This is a genomic window from Stenotrophomonas sp. STEN240 (genome assembly GCF_056756175.1).
Map to the genome: position 1 here is coordinate 55,060 of NZ_JBRRBO010000006.1, position 23,940 is coordinate 78,999.

General features: G+C 63.4%; 26 protein-coding genes. 5 read left to right on the forward strand and 21 right to left on the reverse strand.

The window, feature by feature from the left end; translation table 11 throughout:
- Positions 1 to 13: 13 nt before the first annotated feature.
- From ACVOKO_RS04215 to moaA, 16 genes are all read right to left on the reverse strand, one after another.
- Positions 14 to 790, reverse strand: a complete 777-nt coding sequence (locus ACVOKO_RS04215) for a helix-turn-helix domain-containing protein (RefSeq protein WP_346497588.1) — start codon at positions 788 to 790, stop codon at positions 14 to 16.
- Between the two features lie 7 nt (positions 791 to 797).
- Positions 798 to 2,009 carry an oxygen-independent coproporphyrinogen III oxidase gene (locus ACVOKO_RS04220; RefSeq protein WP_346497590.1) on the reverse strand — a complete coding sequence of 404 codons (1,212 nt, stop codon included), beginning with the start codon at positions 2,007 to 2,009 and terminating at the stop codon, positions 798 to 800.
- Between the two features lie 44 nt (positions 2,010 to 2,053).
- A complete protein-coding gene (locus ACVOKO_RS04225) occupies positions 2,054 to 3,385 on the reverse strand; it encodes an MFS transporter (protein ID WP_346497592.1) in 1,332 nt (443 codons plus the stop codon).
- Positions 3,386 to 3,408: 23 nt separating this feature from the next.
- Entirely contained in the window at positions 3,409 to 4,299 is an 891-nt protein-coding gene (locus ACVOKO_RS04230; RefSeq protein WP_346497594.1) for a peptidylprolyl isomerase, read from the reverse strand.
- Between the two features lie 3 nt (positions 4,300 to 4,302).
- Positions 4,303 to 5,007, reverse strand: coding sequence for a respiratory nitrate reductase subunit gamma (gene narI, locus ACVOKO_RS04235; protein WP_346497596.1), 705 nt, complete (start codon positions 5,005 to 5,007; stop codon positions 4,303 to 4,305).
- On the reverse strand, positions 5,004 to 5,684 hold the full coding sequence (gene narJ, locus ACVOKO_RS04240; protein WP_057627037.1) for a nitrate reductase molybdenum cofactor assembly chaperone: 681 nt from the start codon (positions 5,682 to 5,684) through the stop codon (positions 5,004 to 5,006). The genes narI and narJ overlap by 4 nt, the downstream gene beginning before the upstream one ends.
- Complete coding sequence (gene narH / locus ACVOKO_RS04245; protein WP_099589916.1) at positions 5,681 to 7,225, reverse strand: nitrate reductase subunit beta; 1,545 nt, start codon at positions 7,223 to 7,225, stop codon at positions 5,681 to 5,683. The genes narJ and narH overlap by 4 nt, the downstream gene beginning before the upstream one ends.
- Positions 7,225 to 10,980 (reverse strand): nitrate reductase subunit alpha, encoded by a 3,756-nt coding sequence (locus tag ACVOKO_RS04250; protein WP_346497599.1) that lies wholly within the window; start codon positions 10,978 to 10,980, stop codon positions 7,225 to 7,227. The genes narH and ACVOKO_RS04250 overlap by 1 nt, the downstream gene beginning before the upstream one ends.
- A gap of 69 nt (positions 10,981 to 11,049) precedes the next feature.
- Entirely contained in the window at positions 11,050 to 12,468 is a 1,419-nt protein-coding gene (locus tag ACVOKO_RS04255; protein ID WP_346497601.1) for a NarK family nitrate/nitrite MFS transporter, read from the reverse strand.
- A gap of 149 nt (positions 12,469 to 12,617) precedes the next feature.
- On the reverse strand, positions 12,618 to 12,989 hold the full coding sequence (locus ACVOKO_RS04260; RefSeq protein WP_346497603.1) for a DUF7009 family protein: 372 nt from the start codon (positions 12,987 to 12,989) through the stop codon (positions 12,618 to 12,620).
- Complete coding sequence (gene mobA, locus ACVOKO_RS04265) at positions 12,986 to 13,552, reverse strand: molybdenum cofactor guanylyltransferase (RefSeq protein WP_346497605.1); 567 nt, start codon at positions 13,550 to 13,552, stop codon at positions 12,986 to 12,988. Before mobA ends, ACVOKO_RS04260 begins: the two co-directional genes overlap by 4 nt.
- Entirely contained in the window at positions 13,530 to 14,030 is a 501-nt protein-coding gene (locus tag ACVOKO_RS04270) for a molybdenum cofactor biosynthesis protein MoaE (protein WP_346497607.1), read from the reverse strand. Before ACVOKO_RS04270 ends, mobA begins: the two co-directional genes overlap by 23 nt.
- Position 14,031: 1 nt before the next feature.
- Positions 14,032 to 14,292, reverse strand: coding sequence for a MoaD/ThiS family protein (locus ACVOKO_RS04275; protein ID WP_057627030.1), 261 nt, complete (start codon positions 14,290 to 14,292; stop codon positions 14,032 to 14,034).
- Positions 14,289 to 15,548, reverse strand: a complete 1,260-nt coding sequence (locus tag ACVOKO_RS04280; RefSeq protein ID WP_346497609.1) for a molybdopterin molybdotransferase MoeA — start codon at positions 15,546 to 15,548, stop codon at positions 14,289 to 14,291. Before ACVOKO_RS04280 ends, ACVOKO_RS04275 begins: the two co-directional genes overlap by 4 nt.
- A complete protein-coding gene (gene moaCB / locus ACVOKO_RS04285; RefSeq protein WP_346497611.1) occupies positions 15,545 to 16,543 on the reverse strand; it encodes a bifunctional molybdenum cofactor biosynthesis protein MoaC/MoaB in 999 nt (332 codons plus the stop codon). The genes ACVOKO_RS04280 and moaCB overlap by 4 nt, the downstream gene beginning before the upstream one ends.
- An 8-nt stretch (positions 16,544 to 16,551) precedes the next feature.
- A complete protein-coding gene (gene moaA / locus ACVOKO_RS04290; protein WP_346497613.1) occupies positions 16,552 to 17,532 on the reverse strand; it encodes a GTP 3',8-cyclase MoaA in 981 nt (326 codons plus the stop codon).
- A 196-nt stretch (positions 17,533 to 17,728) separates the two neighbouring features.
- On the opposite strand from moaA, the gene ACVOKO_RS04295 reads away from it, so the two are divergent.
- Positions 17,729 to 18,133 carry a hypothetical protein gene (locus ACVOKO_RS04295; RefSeq protein ID WP_057627026.1) on the forward strand — a complete coding sequence of 135 codons (405 nt, stop codon included), beginning with the start codon at positions 17,729 to 17,731 and terminating at the stop codon, positions 18,131 to 18,133.
- Here ACVOKO_RS04295 and ACVOKO_RS04300 read toward each other — a convergent pair.
- Positions 18,130 to 18,456, reverse strand: a complete 327-nt coding sequence (locus ACVOKO_RS04300; protein ID WP_346497615.1) for a hypothetical protein — start codon at positions 18,454 to 18,456, stop codon at positions 18,130 to 18,132. The two genes, ACVOKO_RS04295 and ACVOKO_RS04300, sit on opposite strands and share 4 nt — an antisense overlap.
- A gap of 837 nt (positions 18,457 to 19,293) precedes the next feature.
- Between ACVOKO_RS04300 and ACVOKO_RS04305 the strand changes: the two genes are divergently transcribed.
- The 4 genes from ACVOKO_RS04305 (at position 19,294) to ACVOKO_RS04320 (ending at position 21,394) form a co-directional block, all read left to right on the forward strand.
- The gene (locus ACVOKO_RS04305) at positions 19,294 to 19,725 is read left to right on the forward strand and encodes a CBS domain-containing protein (protein WP_346497617.1); all 432 of its coding nucleotides are present in this window, start codon (positions 19,294 to 19,296) and stop codon (positions 19,723 to 19,725) included.
- Between the two features lie 419 nt (positions 19,726 to 20,144).
- On the forward strand, positions 20,145 to 20,309 hold the full coding sequence (locus ACVOKO_RS04310; protein ID WP_346497619.1) for a hypothetical protein: 165 nt from the start codon (positions 20,145 to 20,147) through the stop codon (positions 20,307 to 20,309).
- Positions 20,310 to 20,317: 8 nt separating this feature from the next.
- Positions 20,318 to 20,605 (forward strand): hypothetical protein, encoded by a 288-nt coding sequence (locus tag ACVOKO_RS04315; protein WP_346497621.1) that lies wholly within the window; start codon positions 20,318 to 20,320, stop codon positions 20,603 to 20,605.
- A 609-nt stretch (positions 20,606 to 21,214) separates the two neighbouring features.
- Positions 21,215 to 21,394, forward strand: coding sequence for a hypothetical protein (locus ACVOKO_RS04320; RefSeq protein ID WP_346497623.1), 180 nt, complete (start codon positions 21,215 to 21,217; stop codon positions 21,392 to 21,394).
- Between the two features lie 146 nt (positions 21,395 to 21,540).
- On the opposite strand, the gene ACVOKO_RS04325 is transcribed toward ACVOKO_RS04320, so the two are convergent.
- From ACVOKO_RS04325 to ACVOKO_RS04340, 4 genes are all read right to left on the reverse strand, one after another.
- Positions 21,541 to 22,293 (reverse strand): ferritin family protein, encoded by a 753-nt coding sequence (locus ACVOKO_RS04325; RefSeq protein ID WP_346497625.1) that lies wholly within the window; start codon positions 22,291 to 22,293, stop codon positions 21,541 to 21,543.
- A 154-nt stretch (positions 22,294 to 22,447) separates the two neighbouring features.
- Complete coding sequence (locus tag ACVOKO_RS04330; protein ID WP_346497627.1) at positions 22,448 to 22,693, reverse strand: hypothetical protein; 246 nt, start codon at positions 22,691 to 22,693, stop codon at positions 22,448 to 22,450.
- Between the two features lie 230 nt (positions 22,694 to 22,923).
- Positions 22,924 to 23,439 carry a lipocalin family protein gene (locus tag ACVOKO_RS04335; RefSeq protein ID WP_346497629.1) on the reverse strand — a complete coding sequence of 172 codons (516 nt, stop codon included), beginning with the start codon at positions 23,437 to 23,439 and terminating at the stop codon, positions 22,924 to 22,926.
- Between the two features lie 137 nt (positions 23,440 to 23,576).
- Positions 23,577 to 23,714: a hypothetical protein gene (locus tag ACVOKO_RS04340; protein ID WP_346497631.1), complete on the reverse strand. Its 138-nt coding sequence runs from the start codon at positions 23,712 to 23,714 to the stop codon at positions 23,577 to 23,579.
- Positions 23,715 to 23,940 lie beyond the last annotated feature (226 nt).

Sequence of the window (23,940 nt, forward strand, 5' to 3'; positions counted from 1 at the left end):
CCTCGGTTGGGCATCATTCGCTTGTGTCATCGGTGGCCGCCATCAGCGCCAAGCGCTCAGGTTGCAGCAGGATGATCTCGCGCTGCTTCACTGCGATGACTTCCTCATCGCTCAGCCGGCGCAACACCCGGCTGGCGGTTTCCGGTGCCATGCGCAGGTAGTTGGCAATCTCGGTGCGGGTCATGGTCAGGTTGAAGCGATTGGCCGAGAAGCCGCGTCGCGCATAGCGGTTGGAGATATCCAACAGGAACGCCGCCATGCGCTCCTCGGTACGGTAGTTGGCCGCCAGCAGCGCCGCCTTGCCGATCTCGGCGCTGAGCAGGCTGAACAACTTGGCCTGCAGCCCCGGCATGCGGCTGGCCAGCAGGCTGATGCGCGGAAACGAAATGCGGCATAGATGCACGGTATCCAGCGCCACTGCATTGCAGGGATAGCGCGAGCCGTGGATGGCGTTCAAACCGATGACCTCGCCGGGCAGGGCGAAACCCAGCACCTGCTCGTTGCCGAGGCTGTCGTCGACGAACGTCTTGACCATGCCGGCACGCACAGCGGCGATCGAGTCGAACGGCTCACCGGCGCGGAAGATGTAGTCGCCCGCATGGTAGGGGCCAACGTGATCGACCATCACGTGCAGCTCGTTCAGCGCAGTCTTGTCATAACCCTGCGAACTGCAGGCATCGGAAAACGCGCAGGTGGTGCAGAAATGCAGCGCGTCACCGTCGCTGGCAGCGGCCGGATTGGGTGTTGCAGAGCCCTGCGGGCCACGCGGTGGGGGGGCTGATGGCGTCATTCCGGTTTCAAGCAACTACGGCCAAGGGTCGAAAGCTTGCTGCGATCATACGCCACAGCAGCTGTCCTTCATTTTCAATCAACAGCATGTCGCCCTCACGCCGCAGCCAGCCACGCTCGATGAACATGGCCACACGTTCCCAGGCATGCGCGAAGCAGGTGTCGAAAGGCTGGGCGTTACGCCACTCAAACGCACCCATGTCCAAGGCGTGGTCGCAGGCCAGGCTTTGGACCACTTCATCGGTCATACGCTCATGCTCGGAAAGAATGAGCCCGGACGATACCCCCGGCTGCCCGGCGACGAGGCAGGCACGCCAGTGGCTTGGCTCGGGCGCGATCCGGCAGATGACATCGCCGATCTGGCTGCAGGCGCCGACACCGATACCGAGCAGGTCATGCCGCTCGCGCCGGGGCACGCCGAGCAGATCGCAATGCCGCTGGCCGTCGCCGTTGCGCACCGGCAGTGCCAGCCCGGGCCGCTGATAGTGGTCGCCACCGAGCGCCTGGTAGCCGGCCGCACGCAGCAGCCTCCAGGCCTGCAGCCAATTCGCCGGCAACGGGTACCCGGGCAGCAGCGCCGGTGACGGCAGCACGATACGCTCCGGCGCCAGCTCCAGCACCCGCTGCAAGCGCTGCAGGAACGACTCATCGGCGTAGCACGGAACCCGCAGCTGGTAATAGCAGGCGGTGAACCCGACCTGCTGGGCTTGCGCCAGCATCGCCGGGCCATCGACGCCGGCATGATCGATCACCGTCATCCGCGTGCAACCGACCTCACGCAATGCCGCAGGCTGGACCTCACTGGCCGCATCCAGGCGCACCTCGACCTGCGGCCTGGCGATGGTGCACAGCTGGTTCGGCACGGCATCCAGCAGGCGTCCCAGCAATGCCGGCGGAAGGTGTTCGACAATGCCCGGCTGCAGCACCATGGCGGCCACTTCGCGGTCGCTGGCCAGCATGTTGGCGTGCAGGCCAAGGCACACCAGCAGGGCATCCAGAATGTTCTCCGCGCGCTCCATGTCATGTGGCGGGGCGCAGAAGCCCAGCGTCAACGCACGCGGAATGAGATGTTCGTTGCTGGCCTGCAGCGCGGCGCGCCAGCCGGCTTCGGCGAAGCCGGGGCTCAGCTCCGCCGGCGCCGGGAAAAGTACGTGCGCCGGCTGCTGCAGCAATGCGACATGCAATGTGGCGTCATCCATCCCGGCGGTCTCTACTGACATGCCTGCATCCTCGCGCACGGACCGCCGGGTTTCACTGATCTGGATCAAGCGCGGCGCTGTTTCTCCGCCACACCGGCATCGATGGCTTCGGGCAGGTCGGTCTCACGGTCCAGCTGCGGGAAGTTGCGACGCTCCATGCGGCGGATGGCGAAGTGCATCCACGCCAGGGAAATGCTGACCAGCACGAACAGCAGCATGAAGCAGCTGCTCCAGATGCCAAGCGCATCGTTCAGCGCGCCGAACACGATGGGCAGGATGAAACCGCCGAGGCCACCGATCATGCCGACAACACCGCCGACCGAGCCCACATGCTGCGGGTAATAGACCGGGATGTGCTTGTATACCGCGGCCTTGCCCAGCGACATGAAGAAGCCGAGCACGAACACCAGCACGGTGAACAGGGTCACGCTGATCGCCAGATGGAAGCTGATTTCGCCATGGATGCCCTGCACGATGTAGCGGGTATCCGGATAGGCCAGGATGAAAGTACAGATGCACGACACACCCAGCGTCCAGTACATCACCCGGCGTGCGCCGATGCGGTCGGACAGCCAGCCGCCCACCACCCGGAACAGGCTGGCCGGGATCGAATAGCACGCCGCCAACATGCCCGCCGTGGCTACGTCCATGCCGTAGGCGCCAACCAGATAGTGCGGCAGCCACAGTGCCAGCGCGACGAAGCCGCCGAACACGAAGAAGTAGTACAGCGAGAAGCGCCACACCTGCAGGTTCTTCAACGGCGCCATCTGCTGGGCGAAGGACATCGGTTTGACGCCGCTGCGGCGGCGTTCTTCCAGCGACGGATCTTCCTTGCTGAACAGATAGAACAGCACGGCGGTCACCGCCAATCCCACCGCCCACAACTTGGCCACCATCATCCAGCCGGACGCCACCATCACCAGCGGGGCCAGCAGTTTGGTCACTGCCGACCCGATATTGCCGGCACCGAAGATGCCCAGTGCGGTGCCCTGCTTCTCCGCCGGGAACCACTTGGACACATAGGTGACGCCGACCGAGAAATTGCCGCCGGCAATGCCGACGAACAACGCGGCCAGCAGGAATTGCGGGTAGGTCTGTGCATAGGTCAGCAGCCAGGTCGCCACCGCGCCGCACAGCATCACCAAGGTCATCACCTTGCGGCCGCCAAACTGGTCGGACCAGATGCCGAGGAAGACGCGGATCACCGAGCCGGTCAGCACCGGGGTGGCGATCAGCAGGCCGAACTGGGTGTCGTTCAAACCCAGCTGCTCGCTGATCTGGATGCCGATGATGGCGAAGATCATCCACACCGCGAAGCACACGGTGAAGGCGAACGTGCTCAACCACAACGCACGTTGTTGTTCGCCGCTGCTGATGTTCTGTAGATTCTGGCTCATTGCCACTCCTGGGGGGTTACGTCTTACTCGGCCTGTGCTTCGATGTCTTCAAGCCCGCGCACCGGGTAGCGCTCGCGCAGCTCAAGCAGGAACTGCTGCAGGTCGCGTTGGCGCACCTGTAGTTCCAGGTAGTCACTGATCTGCGCCCGCACCTGCTCGAAGCCGAGCGCTTCGCCGGTTTCGGCCGCCACCACGTCCACTACGTGGTAGCCCCAGCGCGATTCCACCGGGAAGCCCGCCAGCCCTTGGCGCAGGCGGAACACCTGGCGGTCGAACTCCGGCGTGGTCTGGCCGCGTTGCAACCAGCCCAGCTCGCCGCCTTTGCTGCTGGATGGGCATTGCGAGTGACGCGCGGCCAGGTCGGCAAACACATGCGGCTGTTCAAGCAGCTCGGCAATCAGCTTCTCGGCCTGGGTGCGCGCCTTCAACCGGCCGGCGATATCATCGGCCGGCGCCGCCAGCAGAATGTGGCGTACGCGGATGCGGTCGGGTGCACGGAACTTTTCCGGGTTCTGCGCGAAGTAGCGTTGGCAGTCGTCCTCGCTGGGAACGCGGTCCTCCAGCGTCTGCTCGATCAACTGCTGGATGCGCGCTTCCTCGCTGGTCTCCTGGCCGGCGCCGGGTACATCGGCCAGGCCGAGCCGCTCGGCCTCCAGCCGCAGCAGCTCGCGCACCACCAGTGCACGTGCCGCATCGGCACGTGACTGCTCGGGGCGCATCGCCCGATGGAATTGCATCTCGCGGGCGATATCGGCTTCATTGATTGCCGTGTCCTGCACGTACAGGCTGCATGGCGCCGGCTGGCCGAGGCCACGGGTTCCCGCATCCTGTTCGTGATGGTGGCCGGCTTCGGACGGCACCGACTTGTCCGAGTCGATCACCGTGATCGGAAGTATGCGTGGCAGGCTGCCCATGGCTTACTCCCGCGGACCGTAGCGCAGCGTGGCCTGACGACGACGCACCACCTGGTACGGCCGCCACAGGTAACTGAGCGGCACGCTCCACACATGCACCAGACGGGTGAACGGTGCGATCAGCACCAGCGTCAGGCCGAGGAAGATGTGCGCTTTGTAGACCCAATGCACGCCTTCGACATAGTCGGCCGCGCCGGCACGGAAGGTGACGATGTGCTGCGCCCACTCGGCCAACATCACCATCACCCCGCCGTCCAGATGGCCGGCCGAGACCTTGATGCTGTACAGGCCAAGACAGAGCTGGGCGAACAGCAGCACCAGCACCAGCGTGTCGCCAAAGCTGCCGATGGCGCGGACCCGTGCATTGGTCAGCCGCCGCACCAGCAAAATGGTGATGCCGACGAAGCACAGCGCGCCGAAGAAGCCACCGACCACCATCGCCAGCAACTGCTTCTGCGAGGAGGTGATGAAGGGCTCATACAACGCATGCGGGGTCAGCAGGCCGACAAAATGGCCACCGAGGATGGCGATGATGCCGATGTGGAAGCAATTGCTGCCAATGCGCATGCCGCGATCCGACAGCAACTGGGTGGAGCCGGTACGCCAGCTGTACATGGCCTTGTCATAACGCGCCCAGCTGCCGATCAATAGCACCGCCACCGCGATGTAGGGATAGAACTGGAAGGCGAACTGATTGAGGTAATTCATGGCTGGATCTCCCGCGGCTGCGCGCGTGCCGGTGAACGATGGGGTGGATCGCAATCCTGCGAAGGCGCATCGGTGCCGAAGCGCACCGCCTCTTCCTCCCACAGGCTGTCCATGGCTTCGACGGTGTCATCGCGCACTTCCTCGCTTGCCCGTTGCCGCAGCACCGCCAGGTTGACCTTGCCTTCGCCGGCCTCGACCAGGATTTCCAGCAACACCGCATGCGGCAGCTGCCGCTCTGCCGCACGCGCGGCGAGCATGCCGGCGATGTGGCCGATGTGGTGCAGCCAGTCCTTGGCCTCGGCCTGCGGCCGGTGCGAGAGGTATTCCAGCAACAGCGGCAGATAGTCCGGCAGTTCGCGCGCATCCAGCTCGAAACCGTTCTTGCGATAGGCGTCGATCAGGTCGACCATGGCCTGACCACGGTCGCGCGACTCGCCATGGATGTGTTCGAACACCAGCAGGCTCATCGAGCGGCCACGGTCGAAGGTGGATAACCAGCGGTCCTGCGCATCCAGCGGATCACTGGCCAGCAGCTCGCGTACGAAGGCCTGCAACTGCCCGCGACGGGCCGGCGACAGCGCCGGATCGTCGCAGGCCTCAAGCAGCTCCTCGCCATGCTGCCAAAGCTCGTCACGCGGGTAATCCAGCAATACACCAATCAGCTTGAGCACACTCATTTCGTCACCTCGTGCCGGTGCTGGCGATTTGGATGCACCGCAAAGGTGGTGTTCTTGCGCTGGCTGAACAGGTCGGCCGGGCTGTCACCGTTGCAGCCATTGCCGAAGGTGAAGCCGCAACCGCCACGTTCGCCGAAGGCGTCGTTGGCGTACTCGCGGTGCGCGCTGGGTATCACGAAGCGGTCCTCGTAGTTGGCGATGGCCAGGTAGCGGTACATCTCTTCGACCTGCGCCGGGGTCAAACCAACCTGCTCAAGCACGCGCATGTCTTCCACGCCATCGACGTTCTTGCCGCGCCGCCAGGCACGCATTGCCATCAAGCGTTCCAGCGCCCGCACCACCGGCGCTTCGTCACCCGCCGTCAACAGGTTGGCCAGGTAACGCACCGGAATACGCAGCGAAGCGATATCCGGCAGCTCGCCGCTCATGCCGACGTGGCCACGCTCGGCCGCCGACTGGATCGGCGACAACGGCGGTACGTACCAGACCATCGGCAAGGTGCGGTATTCCGGGTGCAACGGCAGTGCCAGCTTCCAGTCGATGGCCATCTTGTAGACCGGCGACTGCTTGGCCGATTCCAGCCAGCTGTCGGGGATGCCTTCGGCACGCGCGGCTTCGATCACCGCCGGGTCGAACGGATCCAGGAAGATGTCCAGGTGGGCCTGGTACAGGTCCTTCTCCGCCGCCACCGATGCGGCCTCGGCAATGCGGTCGGCGTCGTACAGCATCACCCCGAGGTAGCGGATGCGGCCCACGCAGGTTTCCGAACACACGGTGGGCTCGCCCATCTCGATGCGCGGGTAGCAGAAGATGCACTTCTCGGATTTGCCGCTTTTCCAGTTGTAATAGATTTTCTTGTATGGGCAGGCCGACACGCACATGCGCCAGCCACGGCACTTGTCCTGGTCGATCAGCACGATGCCGTCTTCCTCGCGCTTGTAGATCGCACCGGATGGGCAGGCTGACACGCAGGCCGGATTGAGGCAGTGCTCGCACAGGCGCGGCAGGTACATCATGAAGGTCTTCTCGAAGGCGCCGTAGATTTCCTTCTGCACCTTGTCGAAGTTGTAGTCACGCGAGCGCTTGGAGAACTCGGTACCGAGGATTTCCTCCCAGTTCGGGCCCCACTCGATCTTTTCCATGCGCTGCCCGGTCAGCAGCGAGCGCGGCCGTGCGGTCGGCTGATGCTTCAGCTCGGGCGCGTCGTGCAGGTGCTGGTAGTCGAAATCGAACGGCTCGTAGTAGTCGTCGATCTGCGGCAGGTCGGGGTTGGAGAAGATCTTGGCAAGCATGCGCCAGCGGCCACCGGCACGCGGCACCAGCTTGCCGGCGCTGGTGCGCACCCAGCCGCCGTTCCACTTGTCCTGGTTCTCCCATTCCTTGGGGTAGCCGATACCGGGCTTGGTTTCAACGTTGTTGAACCAGGCGTATTCCACGCCTTCGCGCGAGGTCCACACGTTCTTGCAGGTGATCGAGCAGGTGTGGCAGCCGATGCACTTGTCCAGGTTCAATACCATCGCAATCTGGGCACGTACTTTCATCACACCACCTCCCGTGCTGCGCCCGAGGCATTCGAGTTGGATTGCTCGTCATCCAGCCAATCGATCTTGTCCATCTTGCGCACGATCACGAACTCATCGCGGTTGGTACCGCAGGTACCGTAGTAGTTGAAGCCCCATGCCAGCTGCGCGTAGCCGCCGATCATGTGGGTGGGCTTGAGCACGATGCGGGTCACCGAGTTGTGGATGCCGCCACGGGTGCCGGAAATCTCCGACCCCGGCACGTTGATGATGCGTTCCTGGGCGTGGTACATCATCGCCATGCCCGACATCACCCGTTGACTGACCACCGCACGCGCGGCAATCGCACCGTTGACGTTGAACAGCTCGATCCAGTCGTTGTCCTCGATGCCGGCACTGCGCGCGTCGTCCTCGCTCAGCCACACGATCGGTCCACCACGCGACAGTGTCTGCATGATCAGGTTGTCGCTATAGGTGCTGTGGATGCCCCACTTCTGGTGTGGGGTGATCCAGTTCAGCACTATCTCCTTGTTGCCGTTGGAGCGCTTGTTGAGCAGCGGCTCCACCGTGCGGGTGTTGACCGGCGGCCGGTAGCTCATGAAGGCCTCACCGAAGTCGATCATCCACTCGTGGTCCTGGTAGAACTGCTGGCGGCCGGTGATCGTGCGCCACGGAATCAGCTCGTGCACATTGGTGTAGCCGGCGTTGTAGCTGACGTTGTCGTCTTCCAGCCCGGACCAGATGGGCGAGGAAATGATCTTGCGCGGCTGTGCCTGGATGTCACGGAAGCGGATTGCCTCATGTTCCTTGCCCAGCGCCAGATGCGCGTGCTCGCGGCCGGTGAAGGTGCTCAGCGATTCCCAGGCCTTGACCGCGACATGGCCGTTGGTTTCCGGGGCCAGATGCAGCACCACTTCGCAGGCATCAATCGCTGTGTCGATGGATGGTCGGCCCTTGCTGATGCCTTCCTCCAGCACGGTGTGGTTGAGCTTGCCGAGGAATTCAACCTCGTGCTTGGTATCCCAGCTCATGCCCTTGCCGCCATTACCGAGCTTGTCGAGCAATGGACCGAGCGAGGTGAACTTGCGGTAGAGATTCGGGTAGTCGCGCTCGACCACGGTCATGCTCGGCATGGTCTTGCCGGGGATGGCCTCGCACTCGCCCTTCTTCCAGTCGGCCACACCGAACGGCATGCCCAGCTCGTTGGGCGTGTCGTGCAGGGTCGGCACCAGCACCAAGTCCTTTTCAACACCGAGCACGCCCGGTGCCATGTCGCTCAGCGTGCGTGCAACGCCCTTGAAGATGTCCCAGTCGCTGCGTGATTCCCAGGCCGGATCCACTGCCTTGGACAGCGGATGGATGAAGGGATGCATGTCGGAGGTGTTGAGGTCGTCCTTCTCGTACCAGGTGGCGGTCGGCAGCACGATGTCCGAATACAGCGCAGTGGTGCACATGCGGAAATCCAACGTGACCAGCAGGTCGAGCTTGCCTTCCGGCGCCTCGTCATGCCACTTCACGTCCTCGGGCTTGACCGCGCCCATCTCGCCCAGGTCCTTGCCCTGCAGGCCGTGACGGGTGCCGAGCAGATGCCGCAGCATGTACTCATGGCCCTTGCCGGAGGAACCAAGCAGGTTGGAGCGCCAGATGAACATCATGCGCGGGTGGTTCTGCGCGGCATCAGGATCGGCGAAGGCAAAGTCCAGCGAGCCGTCCTTGAACTTGGACAGCGCGTAATCGGCCGGAGCGATGCCGGCCTGTTCGGCCTCGCGCACCAGCTGCAGCGGGTTGCGGTCCAGCTGCGGTGCACTCGGCAACCAGCCCATGCGCACCGCGCGCAGGTTGAGGTCGGCCAGGCTGCCGCTGTACTTGGATGCATCCGCCAGCGGTGACAACAGTTCGTCCACCTGCAGCTTTTCGTAACGCCACTGCCCGGTGTTGAAGTAGAAGAACGAGGTGCCGTTCATCTGGCGCGGCGGACGGCTCCAATCCAGGCCAAACGCCAGCGGCTGCCAGCCGGTCTGCGGACGCAGTTTTTCCTGCCCCACGTAATGCGCCCAGCCACCGCCGGTCTGGCCCACGCAGCCGCACATGACCAGCATGTTGATCAGGCCACGGTAGTTCATGTCGTTGTGGAACCAGTGGTTCATGCCGGCGCCGACGATGATCATGCTGCGACCATGGGTTTTGTCGGCAGTGCGGGCGAACTCGCGGGCGATCTCGATCACCTCGGCGCGTGACACGCCGGTGATGCGCTCCTGCCAGGCCGGCGTACCCGGCACATTTTCGTCGAAGCTCTTGGCGACGTTGACGCCGCCGAAGCCGCGATCAACGCCGTACTGCGCCAGCAACAAGTCATACACCGTCGCCACCAGTGCTTCGCCACCATCGGCCAGCGGCAGGCGGCGCAGCGGGATGTTGCGCTCAAGCACTTCTTCGGCCGGCGCAGCGGTCCAGCCGTCGCTCTCAATGCCACCGAAGTACGGGAAGCTCACTGCTTCGATACCGTCGTGGATATCGGCAAGGCTCAGCCGCAGGCGGGTTTCATGGCCATCACTGGCCTTCTCCTCGATGTTCCACTTGCCCTTCTCGCCCCAGCGGAAGCCGACCGAGCCGTTCGGCACGGTGATGTCGCCGCTGTTCTCGTCGAATGCCAGCGTCTTCCATTCGGGGTTGTTGCTCTCGCCCAGCCCGCCCAACTCACTTGCGCGCAGGAAGTGGCCCGGCACCAGGCGGCCGTCGGCGCGTCGCTCCACGCGCACCAGCATCGGCATGTCCGAGTACTTGCGGCAGTAGTCCTGGAAGTACTGCGAGGGCGTATCGACGTGGAACTCGCGCAGGATCACGTGGCCGAAGGCGAACGCCAGCGCGGCGTCAGTGCCCTGCTTGGGGTGCAGCCAATGGTCGGTGAGCTTGGCCAGCTCGGAATAGTCGGGGCAGATCGACACCGTCTTGGTGCCGTTGTAGCGCGCCTCGGTGAAGAAGTGCGCGTCGGGCGTGCGCGTCTGCGGCACATTCGAGCCCCAGGCGATGATGTAGCGGCTGTTGTACCAATCAGCCGATTCGGGCACGTCGGTCTGCTCGCCCCACACCTGCGGCGAGGCCGGCGGCAGATCGCAGTACCAATCGTAGAAGGAAAGACAGGCACCACCGAGCAGCGACAGGTAGCGCGCACCGGCCGCGTAGGACACCATCGACATCGCCGGAATCGGCGAGAAACCGACGATGCGGTCCGGGCCGAACTCCTTGGTGGTGTAAAGGTTGGAGGCTGCGATGATCTCGTTGGCCTCGTCCCAGTTCAATCGAACGAATCCGCCCATGCCGCGACGACGTTTGTACTCGCGCGACTTGGCCGGGTCCTGCACGATGCTGCCCCAGGCCTCGACCGGTGACATGGTCTTGCGTGCCTGCCGCCACATGCGCAGCAAGGTGCCGCGGATCAGCGGATATTTCAGCCGGTTGGCGCTGTACAGGTACCAGGAATAGCTGGCACCACGCGGGCAGCCGCGCGGTTCGTGATTGGGCAGGTCCGGGCGGGTGCGCGGGTAGTCGGTCTGCTGGGTTTCCCAGGTGACCAGGCCATTCTTGACGTAGATCTTCCAGCTGCACGAGCCGGTGCAGTTCACGCCGTGGGTGGAGCGCACGATCTTGTCGTACTGCCAACGGGCGCGATAACTGTTTTCCCAGTCCCGCCCTTCGCTCTTGCTGAACCCATGGCCGTCGGCGAAGGGTTGTGGATCACGCTTGAAGAACTGCAAGCGATCAAGGAAATAGCTCATGGTGAATCTCCGTTCGCAAACTGCTGCATCGTGGCTGTGTGTGTCATCTGGCTGCGGTGCATTGCTTTCTCAGCAGGGGGTTTCGGCCCCGCGCCGGTAGTACCACCACCAGGTGACGACCAGGCAGGTGATGTAGAACGCAATGAAGCCGTACAGCGCCATATCCGGGCTGCCGGTCAAGGTGATCGATGAGCCGTAGCTCTTGGGAATGAAAAAGCCGCCGTAGGCACCAATGGCGCCGGAGAAGCCGACCACGGCGGCCGATTCAATGCTGGCCTGGTGTGCAGCGGCCTTCTTGCCTTCGGCGCCTTCATTGGCCGACAGGCGCTCATGCAGGGTGCGGAAGATCACCGGGATCATCCGGAACGTGGTGCCGTTGCCGATGCCGCTGAGCACGAACAAGGCCATGAACGAGAGCAGGAAACCGTAGAAGTTGCCGCCCTGGCCATTGCTTGGCAGGAAGTGCAGCACGCCGAACACCGCCGCGATCATCAGTGCGAACACCCAGAACGTCAGCCGCGCACCGCCCCAGCGGTCGGCCAGGCTGCCGCCCACCGAGCGCATCAACGCGCCCAGCAGCGGACCGATGAAGGCATAGGCCAGCGGGTTCACATCCGGGAACTGGCTCTTGACCAGCATCGGGAAACCGGCAGAAAAGCCGATGTAGGAACCAAAGGTGCCGATGTACAACCAGCACATCAGCCAATTGTGCTTGCGGCGGAAGATCACCGCCTGCTCGGAGAACGAAGAGCGGGCGCTGGTCAGGTCGTTCATGCCGAACCAGGCCGCAATCGCGAACAAGGCGATGAAGGGCACCCAGATGAAGCCGGCGTTCTGCACGAACAATGGCGCGCCGCCATCGACCACCGCTTGCGGTGCACCGCCCAGCGCGCCAAACACGCCCACCGTGATCACCAGCGGCACTACCGCCTGCGACACCGATACGCCGACATTGCCCAGCCCCGCGTTCAAGCCCAGCGCCATGCCCTGGCGTTGCTTGGGATAGAAGAAGGAGATGTTGGACATTGACGAGGAGAAGTTGGCACCGCCGAAGCCGCAGAGGATGGCGATCAGCACGAACACCCAGTACGGCGTGGCCGGGTTCTGCACCGCGAAGCCCAGCCACAGGGTGGGAATCAACAAGGACGCGGTCGACAACGCCGTCCAGCGGCGGCCGCCGAAGATCGGGATGACGAACGAGTAGAAGATGCGCAGGGTCGCGCCGGACAGGCTGGGCAGTGCCACCAGCCAGAACAGCTGATCGGTGCTGAAGGCAAAGCCGATCTTGGGCAGGCTGATGGTCACCGATGAGAACAGCACCCATACCGAAAACGCCAGCAGCAGCGACGGTATCGAGATCACCAGGTTGCGGGTGGCAACCTTCTTTCCGGTGTGTTCCCAATAATCAGGATCTTCGGGTCTCCAATCGCTGATGACGCGACCCGGACCTGAACTGCTCTGTTTTGCGACATCGCGACTGGCACTCATGCATCGCTCCAAGGCTGTGTGATACGGCGCTGGCTTGCTGTGCTGTTTGCTTGCCCAGCCGCCACGGCGTCATTAAGCCCGGCGCCCCCTGGGGCAGTCTTGATCTTGATCAATCCAACGGCGCTCTCACGCCAACTACCTGACAAATATCAACTGAGGCTGACAACGTCCGCCGAATTGCGGCGCTGCGCACCGCGTTGACGCACGCTGTCACGTACATCCACATCGAACTGCAATTGCAACGGTTGCGCCTGCGTGTGCAGGGTGAAGCTCAAACCATCACGGCACGGCAGGCGTGCCTGCAGCGCCAGCACGTCCTCGCGGGGCAGCTTGACCATCAACGTGTGTGCATCGCCATCCAGCAGCGCCTCCGCCGTGTCGTGCAGCTGCAAGCGCTGCGACAGGGCTCCGGGCGTGCCAAGCCAGGTCTGGTTCTCCAGCACCTCGCCAGCGAGCAGGCGGGCCAGCTCGCTTTCGTCAACGCGCAGCCGTAGCGACTGCGACTGGATCTGGACTTTCATGAAGCAACTTCCTCCCATTGGCGGGGGGTATTGCAGTTCACAAGGCGGGCTTCGGCACCGGCTGGCAGCGGCAGTTCCAGGCCACCGAGGCGGCGTTGGAACATGCGTAGCGAGCGTGGCCCATCTGTACCCGTGACCATTTCGTACAGGAGGGTGCGACATGTGCCGTCGATGTTCAAGTACATCGGTACCGGTTCCCCTGAATAGGTCACACAAGACGCACCGGCATCACGCAGCTGTCGCAGCAGTGTCACGTCCAGCAGGGGCATATCGATCGGCACCACCCACGCCGGCCCGTCGTCCAGGGTTGCCACCACGCTGTGCAGCCCACCCAGAGGGCCACAGCGCGGCACCGAATCGGGCACCGAATCAAAGCCGGGGTAGTCACCGCTCACCTTTACCGGGTTGGCACCGAGTGCGCCCAGCAGCGCACAGCTGTGTTCAAGCAGGCTGCGCCCACGCCAACGCAGCAGCGCCTTGTCCTGGCCCATGCGGCTGGACAGACCGCCGGCCAGTACGATGCCGGCGACCGGCACCGGCTCAATGCGAGTGGTCGTGGACATGCCCGTCGATATGCGCGTGTTCGGTGTCGGGTTGGCACAGGCTGCAGCCTTCGCTCCACTCGCTGTCGCCATCCTGGTAATGCTCCTGCTTCCAGATCGGCGAACGGTGCTTCACGCCCTCGATCAACTGCCGGCAGGCACGGAAGGCCTCGTCACGGTGCGGGCTGCCAGCAGCCACCACCACCGCGACATCGCCAACGGCAAGGCGGCCTTTTGCATGGGCCACGTACAACTTGATGCGCGGGCCAAAATCAGCCGTGATAGCGGCGATCAAGCGCTCGAACTCATTCAATACCAGCGGCTCGAACAGGTCATAGGTGATGCCCAGCACCGGCCGCCCCTGGTTCAGATCACGCACCTTGCCGATGAAGACATCGATGCCGCCGAAGCCGGGATCGGAGACGAAGGCGATGCCTTCGCTGGGATCAATCGGCGCATCGGTGCGGTCCACCACTTTCCACTGGTTCTCGAAGCTCATTTCAGCCTCCACTTACCGGCGGCAGGATGGCCACCCGCCCGTCGCTGGGCAGCAGTTCGTTGTCACGCAATACGCGCTGTTCATCGGCAAAGGCCGAGTAATCCACCAGCCCGGCACGAAACTGCGGGAAGCGCTCCTGCAGCAGTGCACGCAAAGCCCGGCGCAGGTCGCTGACCTGCCCGCCTTCGACCGCCACGCTGAGCTGGCGCTGCGCATCCAGCTCCGAGAACGCACCAAACAATTGAACGATGATCTCTTTCATGCCATCTCCTGCAGGCTCAGCTGCACCGGCTCGCGGTGGCCCCAGCCCTGTACACGTACCAGACTGCCGGCCGCGGCCAGATCGTCATCACCCTCCAACACCACCCACGCATTGGCGCGCAGCATGGTCTTGAGGCGGAACGACTCCTGCCCGGCCAACACACTCACACTCAAACGCCCGCTCGCATCGGCCTGCACCTGCGCGCGCGCATGGAAACGCAGGCCCGGCGGCTTGCGCACATCGGCCTGCAAGGGCAGCTGCAGCGCGGTTTCTTCGGCCAGCCCCAGCATGTGCCGCAGCACCGGTTCGGCGAAGAAGCGCAGCCCTACCGCTGCGGAAATCGGATTACCCGGCAGGCCGAAGTACAGCGTGCCATCGGCCAGACGCGCGAACAGCAGCGGCTTGCCAGGACGAATGGCCACTTTGTGGAACAGGATCTCGGCACCGCGCGCGCGCAGCGCATCGGGAATGAAATCGTAGCGCCCCTGCGACACCGCGCCGGTGCTCAGCACCACGCGGGCGCCTGCAGCCAAGGCTGCGTCCAGTGCCGCATCAAAGGCGGCCACGTCATCGCTGACCACGCCGTTCCAAACGACGTCGGCGCCAGCCGCACGCAGCCGGCTGAGCAGGAACGGGCGATTGCTGTCGCGGATCTGCCCGGACTGCAACACCGCGCCCGCGTCGCTGATCAGTTCCTTGCCGGTACTGATCACCGCCACCGGCGGCTGCTGTTGTACCTGCACGGCGGCAACGCCGAGCGCATGCAGCAAGGTCATCGCGTTGATATCCAGCGTCGCACCTGCGGCAAGCACGGTTTCACCCTGCGCCACGTCCTGCCCACGCAGGCGCACGTGCTGGCCCGGCTTTACCGTTGCCTGCAGGCGTATGCGGGTGGGACGGCCGTCGACGGCGTCCAGCACCTCGATCTGTTCAACCGGCACCACGCTGTCCAGGCCCGAGGGCATGCGCGCGCCGGTCATGATTTCCCAGGCCTGCGCCGCATTACCGTCCGCGGCACCATCACCTGCGGCCTGCCAACCCTGCACCTGCAGAATGCTGCCTGCCGCCAGCGGCTGGCCGCCTGCGCGCAGGGCAAAGCCGTCCATCGCCGCGTTGTCGAACGGCGGCAGATCCTGCGTGCTGAACACCGGTGCGGCCAGTACACGATCAGCCGCAGCGGCAATCGCCACCTGTTCGGCACGGGCCGATGGGGCCGCGGCAAGCAACTGCTGCAGGGCCTGGGCATAACTGATCATGCGTGCGCGCCCCCATCCATCATGGCCAGCGCGTGACCCAGCACCGGCGTGAGGATGTTCATGCACTGCGCGGCCGCACGTGGGCTGCCCGGCAAGGCGATCACCAGCAATCCATCAAGCTGCACCACCTCGGCGCGGCTCAGCCAGGCCAGCGGGGTGTGCTGTGCACTGAGCCCACGCAGCATCTGCGCCAATCCCGGCACCGCACGGCCACCCAGGGCCTGCAAGGCTTCCGGGGTGAGATCACGCGGGCCAAGACCGGTGCCGCCCGTGCACAGGCATAGGCGCACGCCATCGGCCGCCAAGGCGCGCAGGCGCGCGACCAGCGGTTCGATGCCATCAGCCAGCACTTCATTGCTGACCACTTCACCGCCCAGCGCCTGCAGGCCCTTGACCAGCACCGGCCCGGATTCGTCAACGTAATCGCCACGGCTGGCGCGGTCGCTGAGGGTGATCACCGCACAACGCGCTGCACCCAGGGTCTTGGGCGGACGCGGGCGGAAACGTTCCAGCTCACCTGCATCCATGCCTTGCGGGTGCGTCCACACGCCGCTCTTGCCGCCTTCCTTGAACAGCAGACGGATGCCGCTGATCTCCAGCGCTGGCTCGACCGGCTTGCTCAGGTCATACAGGGTAAGCAGGGCCGCATTGACGCCGGCCAGGGCTTCCATCTCCACGCCGGTGCGGGCCTCGCTGGCACATTCGCACCACACCCGGATCGCCTGCCGCTCCGGCACCGGCGCGCAGTACACGCGTACCAGTTCCAACGGCAGCGGGTGGCACATCGGCATCAATGCCGAGGCCATCTTGGCGCCCTGCAGGCCGGCAATTTCCGCCATCACCAGCGCATCGCCCTTGGGCAGGCGCCGCTCCACGATCAACGGGTAGGCAATTGGCCCTGCGATCAGCTCACCCACCGCCACCGCGCGACGGCGGGTGATGCGTTTGTCGCGCACATCGGCCATATGGAATGCCGCACTTATCTGCCCACTCATTGCTTGTCTCATCCTCCAATCGAGGCCAGGTGCGGGGTAAGCCCGGTCTGGCCGAAATGCAGTCCATGCCCGGCCGCCTTGAGCCCGAGCTGGGTGGTGATGCGTGCCAGCAGTGCGTCCTGGTCATCATCGGACTGCAGCAAGGGCCGCAGCGCCACGCCAAAATCGCCGAACAGACACAGCCGCAGATCACCCCGTGCGGTTACCCGCAGGCGATTGCAGCCTTTGCAGAAATCCTTTGAATACGGCGCGATTATGCCGATGCGGCCGCGGTAATCGGGGTGGCCGAACTCACGCGCAGGGCCGGCATCGCCGCCACGCTGGCGCTCGCTCCAGCCAGCGGCCAGCAGTTGCTCGATCACCACATCGGCGCGCAGGTGATGGCGCTCGAAGTACTCGCGGTTGTCGCCGGTACGCATCAGCTCGATGAAGCGCACGCTCATCGGCCGCTCGCGCAGGAACTCCATCCACGCCGGCAGTTCGTCGTCATTGAGCCCGCGCAGCAACACCGCGTTGAGCTTGATCGACTGCAGCCCCAAGGCCTGCGCCAGAGTGAGGCCTTCCATGATCTCGGGCAGGCGGTCGTGGCCGGTGATGGCGTGGAAACGTTCGCGCTGCAGGCTGTCCATGCTGACGTTGAGCGCGGTCAGGCCGGCCCGGTGCCAGCCCGGCAGATGCCGCGGCAGCAGGCAGCCATTGGTGGTGATGGCCACCTTGCGGATGCCCGGCACCTGCGCCACGGTGGCGATGATCTGGGTCAGGTCCTTGCGCAGACTAGGTTCGCCACCGGTCAGACGGATCTTGTGCATACCCAGCATGGCAAAGGCGCGGACCAGCCGCGCAATCTCGTCCACCGCCAGGAACTGCGGGCGGCCATCGGCCTGGTAACCATCGGGCAGGCAATAGCTGCAACGGAAGTTGCAGGCCTCGGTCAGCGACAGGCGCAGGTATGGAAAGCTGCGACCGAAGCCGTCGGTGAGTTGGCTCATGGCTGTTTCACCTCCTGACTCCACGTTTCCACGCTCGCCCGGCATGCCGGGGTGCCCTCGCCTGTATTGAATGGCTGTCAGCCTACGTGGCGAATTGCGTCGATGGCATGACTTAAATCAATTCAGACCCCAGCCGTGCCCCCGATGCCTGTGGCAGCATGGCCTTTCCACGGATACCGCCAATGTGACGCCGATCATGATGCTCAGTGATTTCAACGACCTGCTCAGCGCATCCGCGCAACAAACCGAGCCACAACGCCTGCTGTTCGTGTTCGTGAAGGCCGAGCTGCCCGAGTCTCCGACGGCCGATCAACACGCCCGCCACGACAATGGCGAAGGCGGAACCCTCACCGCCGTGTTGTGCGTGGACAAGGCCCCGCAGGACATCACCTCGTTCGCCGCACTGGCAGCCGAATCCGCCGCTACCGGCCAGGCCTGGGACCTGGTGTTCGTCGCCGCGCTGGATGGGCGCGCAGGCATTGCCCCGTCCAGTGATGAAGCCGCACAGCCACTGCGATTGATGGTCAATGCCGTCAACGACGGCCAGATCAGCCGCTTCGCCGCGTTCGACCGCGACGGCACGCCCGTACAGTTCTACTAGCTCGCCAGCTGCAGCAGCAGGAAAAACACCACCAACACGGTGTTCACGCCCCATGCCACGGTCAGGCCGCGCGCGGCCATGCCGTAATTGGGGTTGTGCGCACTGGGAGCGGCCCGCCATACCGCAGGAATGATCCAGCCGGTGTAGAGCAGCAGCACCGCAAACAGACCCAGCAGCAAAGGGGTGCGTCCCTGGTCCAGCGCCCATAGCGCGGCGGCCCACAACAGGTTGCTGGGGATCACCCCCTGCAGCCAGAACACCCGCCACAGCCGTGACGGCGGCAGCTTGTCGTCTGAGGTATGCATCGAACTGACAGCAGTCATGGTCTGGACTCCTGGGTTGGGCAGCACTGTACCCGAGCTTGCACCTGCCGGACGAGCGGGTCAAATCCGCAGGCGAACCACCGTGCAAGGGCAGCGCAGAGGGCGGTGACGCCGGCGTGTTCCGGCACGCATCGTCAAGCGCGTGGACCGTTGCTGCCTGGCGTGATCTGCACGCCGATCAGGCGCGAACCACCAAGGTCACTTACCGCCGTCCGCGCTTGCCCTCGCCCGGTCCGCCGCGTTCAGCCACAACCCGCGCGTTCTCCATCGCCAGATCAAACACTGCCATGCGGTAAAAGCAACGGTAGCGATGACGAGCGAACGCATACCCGCACCAACGCGAGCACAGCGCGGCGCGGGCGCCCATATCCAACTTCCCGTCCGAACAAAAACGGCGCATTGCATCTGTTGCCATCCACCAACCTGTCCAACAGCGCAGTGCGCCCAACATAGGCGCCGGGCGATGCCGTGCATGCGGTTTCCACTACTTCGGCAAGCAGCGATGCCCGGGCGATCCTTTCGCAATCGGTTGCGGAGCACGCGGCCTTCCAGGCAGCGAATCAATTCCCCCTTGGCCGCTGCGGGCAAGTGCGCACAGCGTTGCTCCCAGCACAAGATGCCGGTCGTAATGGCGCGGCGTTCAGCACCGGTTTGGCTTGAGCTGAGATGCTGCCAATCACCTACATCGGCATGACGAACCATCCCAAGCACGCAAATTCCAAGCGTCCTTCGGGCTCGTAGAATCGAGCTGCCGGGGACATCACGGCAACACGGCAGCCAGCCTTGCTGGCCGCAAGCGAACTTTTCCGATTGAGCAACCTGCAACAGGAAACATCAATGAACGTCCGCGAACTCCTGCAGTCCAAGAAGCAAACCGTAGTCACCATCGACAGTGAAGACACTATCGGTGCAGCCGCGCACAAAATGAGCGCGAACAAGATCGCAGCACTGGTGGTGATGAAGGACGACGCACCGGTTAGCATCCTTTCCGAAAAGGACATCGTGCGCAGCGTGGCCGACGACGGCCCGCAAACGGTACGCCGGGTCATCTCCAGCCTGCCCTCAACCGGTCTGGAAGTAATCTCGCCCGAAGCAAGCCTCAAGCAGGCCATGGCATTGATGACGTACTCGCACCACCGCCACCTGATGGTCACCGAGACCTCCAAGCTGGTCGGCATCATCAGCCTGGGCGATATCGTCAAGAACCTGCTCAGCGAACTTGAGCTGGAGAAGGCCGTGCTGCAGGACATCTACACCGCCGCGCACTGAGCCCCCGGCGAGCGTGCAAGCCTGCCCGTGCATCTAACAAGCACGGCCATCAGCGCAACCACGCTCGCCAGATCAGCAGTGATCGCCCGTTGACGATAGCGCACCACCGGCAGCGCGCCGCCGCGCCTTGATCCAATCCTGACCTTGATGACCTCCCTTTACCTGCGCCGCCGGTAACAGCCGTGCCGCGTGAAGGACGTCTGGAAAAATGGATGCGGTCGGAAACAAGCGCTTAACCCTGAACTTGGCAGCATGCGGGTACACTTTGACGCAGCCAATGCCATGACCGCCGCACGCAAATTCCCACAAAGAACCGCCCTGTTGTGCCCCGCGATGGGCACCGCCCTGGCGTGTTTCATCCGGGCCAACTGATCATGGGGCTCAGCGCACAGGTACTCTCAGAGGAGCAGTGGCTACGGTTGAGCGCATCGCACAAGCATCACGGCAGCGGGCCAGAGTTCTGGGAAGCGTATCGCGACATACTGGACACGGCCGCACTGCATGGCGATGGGGCTGCCGCTGCCAATGAACTGGCAAGACTCGCCGTGCAACTCGGCGTGACCGAAACCGCGCTCTTTCTCTGAGCCAGACCATGGACAACGAACTGCTGACAGAAAGCATTGGTTGGGCTGCATCGGTGATCCTGCTGGCCACGTTGATCCGGCAGATCGTCAAACAGGCCCAGGCTGAGCACCCGGAAACCCTCTCCACCTGGCTGTTCGTTGGGCAGGCAGCGGCTTCAATACTGTTTGTCATCTACTCCGCGCTGGTAGGCAACACGATCTTCGTAATCACCAACAGTTGCCTTCTACTTACCGCGCTGGCGGGGCAGTGGGTGTCGCGCCGCAAGCGCAGGCGCGCCACGTCCGCTGAGCGCTGACGGCTCCGCCAACTCGGGATATTGCTTCAGAGCACGAGCTCACTGTCCGTATGGCTCCGCAGCATCTGCCGCCCTGCAGAATGGCGCCGGCATGCGCGGAGCTGTTCATGGATCCGGGGCCGACGGACGCGTGGACGAACGACCCAGTGGGCAATCTGCGTCCGGCTACGCTTCCTCCTCGATATCGGGTGGCTGCACGCGACGCTCGCGGCTGGTGTCCTGATCCTGCGCCATTCGTCCCTGGCGCCGCGCGGGCTCTGCCATCTCCAGTAATTCGCAGCTGTCGGAAGCGAGCAAGCTTGGGCTTGTTTCCAGGGGTGTTGTCATTGTCGGCATCCTGATTCATGGGCAGCGTTCCCGAAAGCAAACAACCACACGCTGCAAGGAGTTCCTGTCACGGAATGTCAACGGCGCGTAGACATTCACTGCTGCGATTGAACGCCACACTTCGCCGGGCAAGCCTTCAATGAACAGGGGCCGCAGCGGGCGATCACTCTTCACAACTTGCTGGCAGACCTGCACGCGCTGCTAGCAGCACGTGGATCAGATTTACTGTTGCCAGCACGGCCGCATCAATGCCGGCATCGTCCAATTCCACGAGGCACGAAGATGATACGAGACCGCAAGGATCCGCCCGAGCCTTCCGAGGAGCGCGACTGCCCCGAGTCAGGCCAACAGCGTCGCCAGCGCAAAGAGCACGAGAGTTCCAATCACGACGAGGCGCTGGAAGAAACCTTCCCCGCCAGCGACCCGGTATCGCCTTTCGTTCCTGCCAAGGCGCCGGATTGATCAAGCGTGGGGTGGCCGGCGTTCCGGCGACCCCACGCCCTCAGGGTCGATCGCTACGTGCGTTTACTGCCATGGCGGGCAACATGCATGCATACACCGGTGTTCGCATTTGGCCATCCCCTTGCCGCCGCGCAATCCCGGCAGACTCAGAGATAGTCTTTGCGGGCCTTTTCCGCGCGTGCGGCACCGATGGCGGTCTCCACATCCTTCTGCTCCTCGGGCGGAGGCAGAACCGCAGGAATGCCAAGACTCTGCAGCCAGAGCTCCCGGGCCCAACCGGCGGTGTGGTAAAGGTGATGGTCTTCCTGCTTCTCAACGGCTTCATAAGCCTGCTTGAGTATTTTTGCCGAAGCGCCGCCCTGTTCGGCAACCTTGCCGATCAACTCCCAATTCTGGTGGTCCTTGGTTTCCGCCAACACAACGCATTCGGCTGCAACCAACTCGGCTGCGGCCGGCGTGTCGTTCTTGATTGCCATTTCGATGGCGGCTACCAGCGATTTGCCATGATGGGCAACTACCTGCCGGCCGGGACTGGCCATCTCGGTATCAAGGCCGAGCTCCTTGAAAACCCGCGTAAGTATTTCTTCATGGCCACGGGTTTCTTCGAGATAACCCTCCCACTCTTCACGCAGGTCGTCGTTCTGTACCGCCTTCAAGGCGGTCGTGTAGATCTTCTGCCCACCGCGCTCGGTCTCAAGTGCCTGAAGCAGCAACTCGGTGACCTGGGCGCTATCTGTCTTTCTGGCCATGACGGCTCTCCTGAGGGACGAACGTGTGGTGTAGCGGCAGCGACGATAGCGATGCGTGAGCGCCCGTGAATGCAACGCGAACACGCACCGGCCGTGTGTGCAGAAGATATGGAAGGCATCGCCAGTCGCGGAGCCCCCGTGCTGGCGCATGTCAAAGTCAAATGGCGAACTACGGATCTGCGCGTAGTCGTGCTATTGCGTTGCCGTCGCGGCAAAAAGAACGAGTAATCCGATCAATCAGCATGGGAGAAGCAGATTTCCACGCGAACCCATGGCAGCGGCGTGCGTACGCCAAGGGTGATCGTCAACCCACCATCAAGGCCCAAGGGGCTTTGGATCCGGAAAAGCGGTAACGCAACCCTTCGTGGTCCACCTGCGTGGCGATGTTCCCGAGGTTGTCGATCATTACATGCAGATCAATCAAGGCTGCCGCCGCCCTGCTCGCAGCGTGGCGCAGCAAGTCATCAAGTGGTACGCGTTCAGTACGCAGCAACTTCACCGCGCGACGTCCCAGTCCCGGACCTTCCAGGAACATGTTCAAACCGTTCAAGATACTTCTCCCTTTGCGGGACCCACCCTGTACTAGCCTCACTGGTATACAGCAAACCAACTCCTGAATTGGCAACCCGCCCTCACACCTCCTGCGGGGCTTCAGCTGCTGGATACCGCCGCCACCGGAATGGACTGGCTTGCCATCGCCGCAACACTGGCCGCCAAAACGTATGCGGATGCCTCACGAGCCACCGCCATGCGCAGAGCGTAAAGCCTGCTGCAATGTGATCAATAGCGCGGGGCTGGAATCTCAAAAGCCGAGTTGATTGGCCACACCAGGTTCGATGTGCTGAAACCTTGAGCCTCGCCGATTTTCAGCCATGCTTTGGCGATTGCGGGTTCAACAACCGGCTTCCTGTACAGCAGACACATGTGCTTCCGGTCCGGCTGCCCCAGCAGCGCGATCTGCCCCGCGACGTCGACCTTGATGATGTAGATTTCACCTCGAAAGAAGGGCATCCAATGAACTGTTCCGGGATAGTCCACTTTCCATCTTGAATTCGCACTGTCAGTTGCAGTCGCCTCACCATGGAAGACTTTTTTGCCCAAGGTACTGTGCGTGTAGGTACTCACGACATCGATGAAGCCATCCTCGCGTAGCGTGTAGTCGCGGAACACGTCCCGCATCTGCAGATCATCACCGCTGGTCGGCGTCCGTACGACCTCGTACCAACGTCCCATGTGCGCCTCGACATCCACATAAGGCGCCCGCCATAGTTCCGGTTTCATTTTTATCGCGTCCATAAGACAGGTATGCATGGGCATCATTAAAGCCACTTGGCGCCAACGTTGGCCGTGAAGGCTGACGACAGGGCTTTCACGCTGCAGTGCGGGATCGGAATGCTGATACCTGCAGAAACAGCGCGCACGGCAGCAAGGAATCAGCCTAAAACCGCGAAGCTCAGAAAACGGAGATGAGCCACGGCCTTACCGTCCACCACGGCGCCTGCATCGCTCTTGCGCAACCGCTGGTTGAAGATGTTTTCTGCGTGCGTCGCACTGCCATAGGCGATTTCCAACCAGCCGCGCCAATGCTGCGCGGGTCATCGCTGTGCTGAGGGTTCGCCCATGACGACCGCCACGGCCGCCATCGCATCCTCATAACGTTTGCCTGCGTAATACGAATAATGCGCTCGCGGGCTCAATCGCTGACCTGACAACCGGATTGCAAAGAAGATCGAGAAGAAGTTCCGCGCCATGCGCATGGATACTTCGTGGCGCTTTCCGGTGGCGGGGCTGTACGCC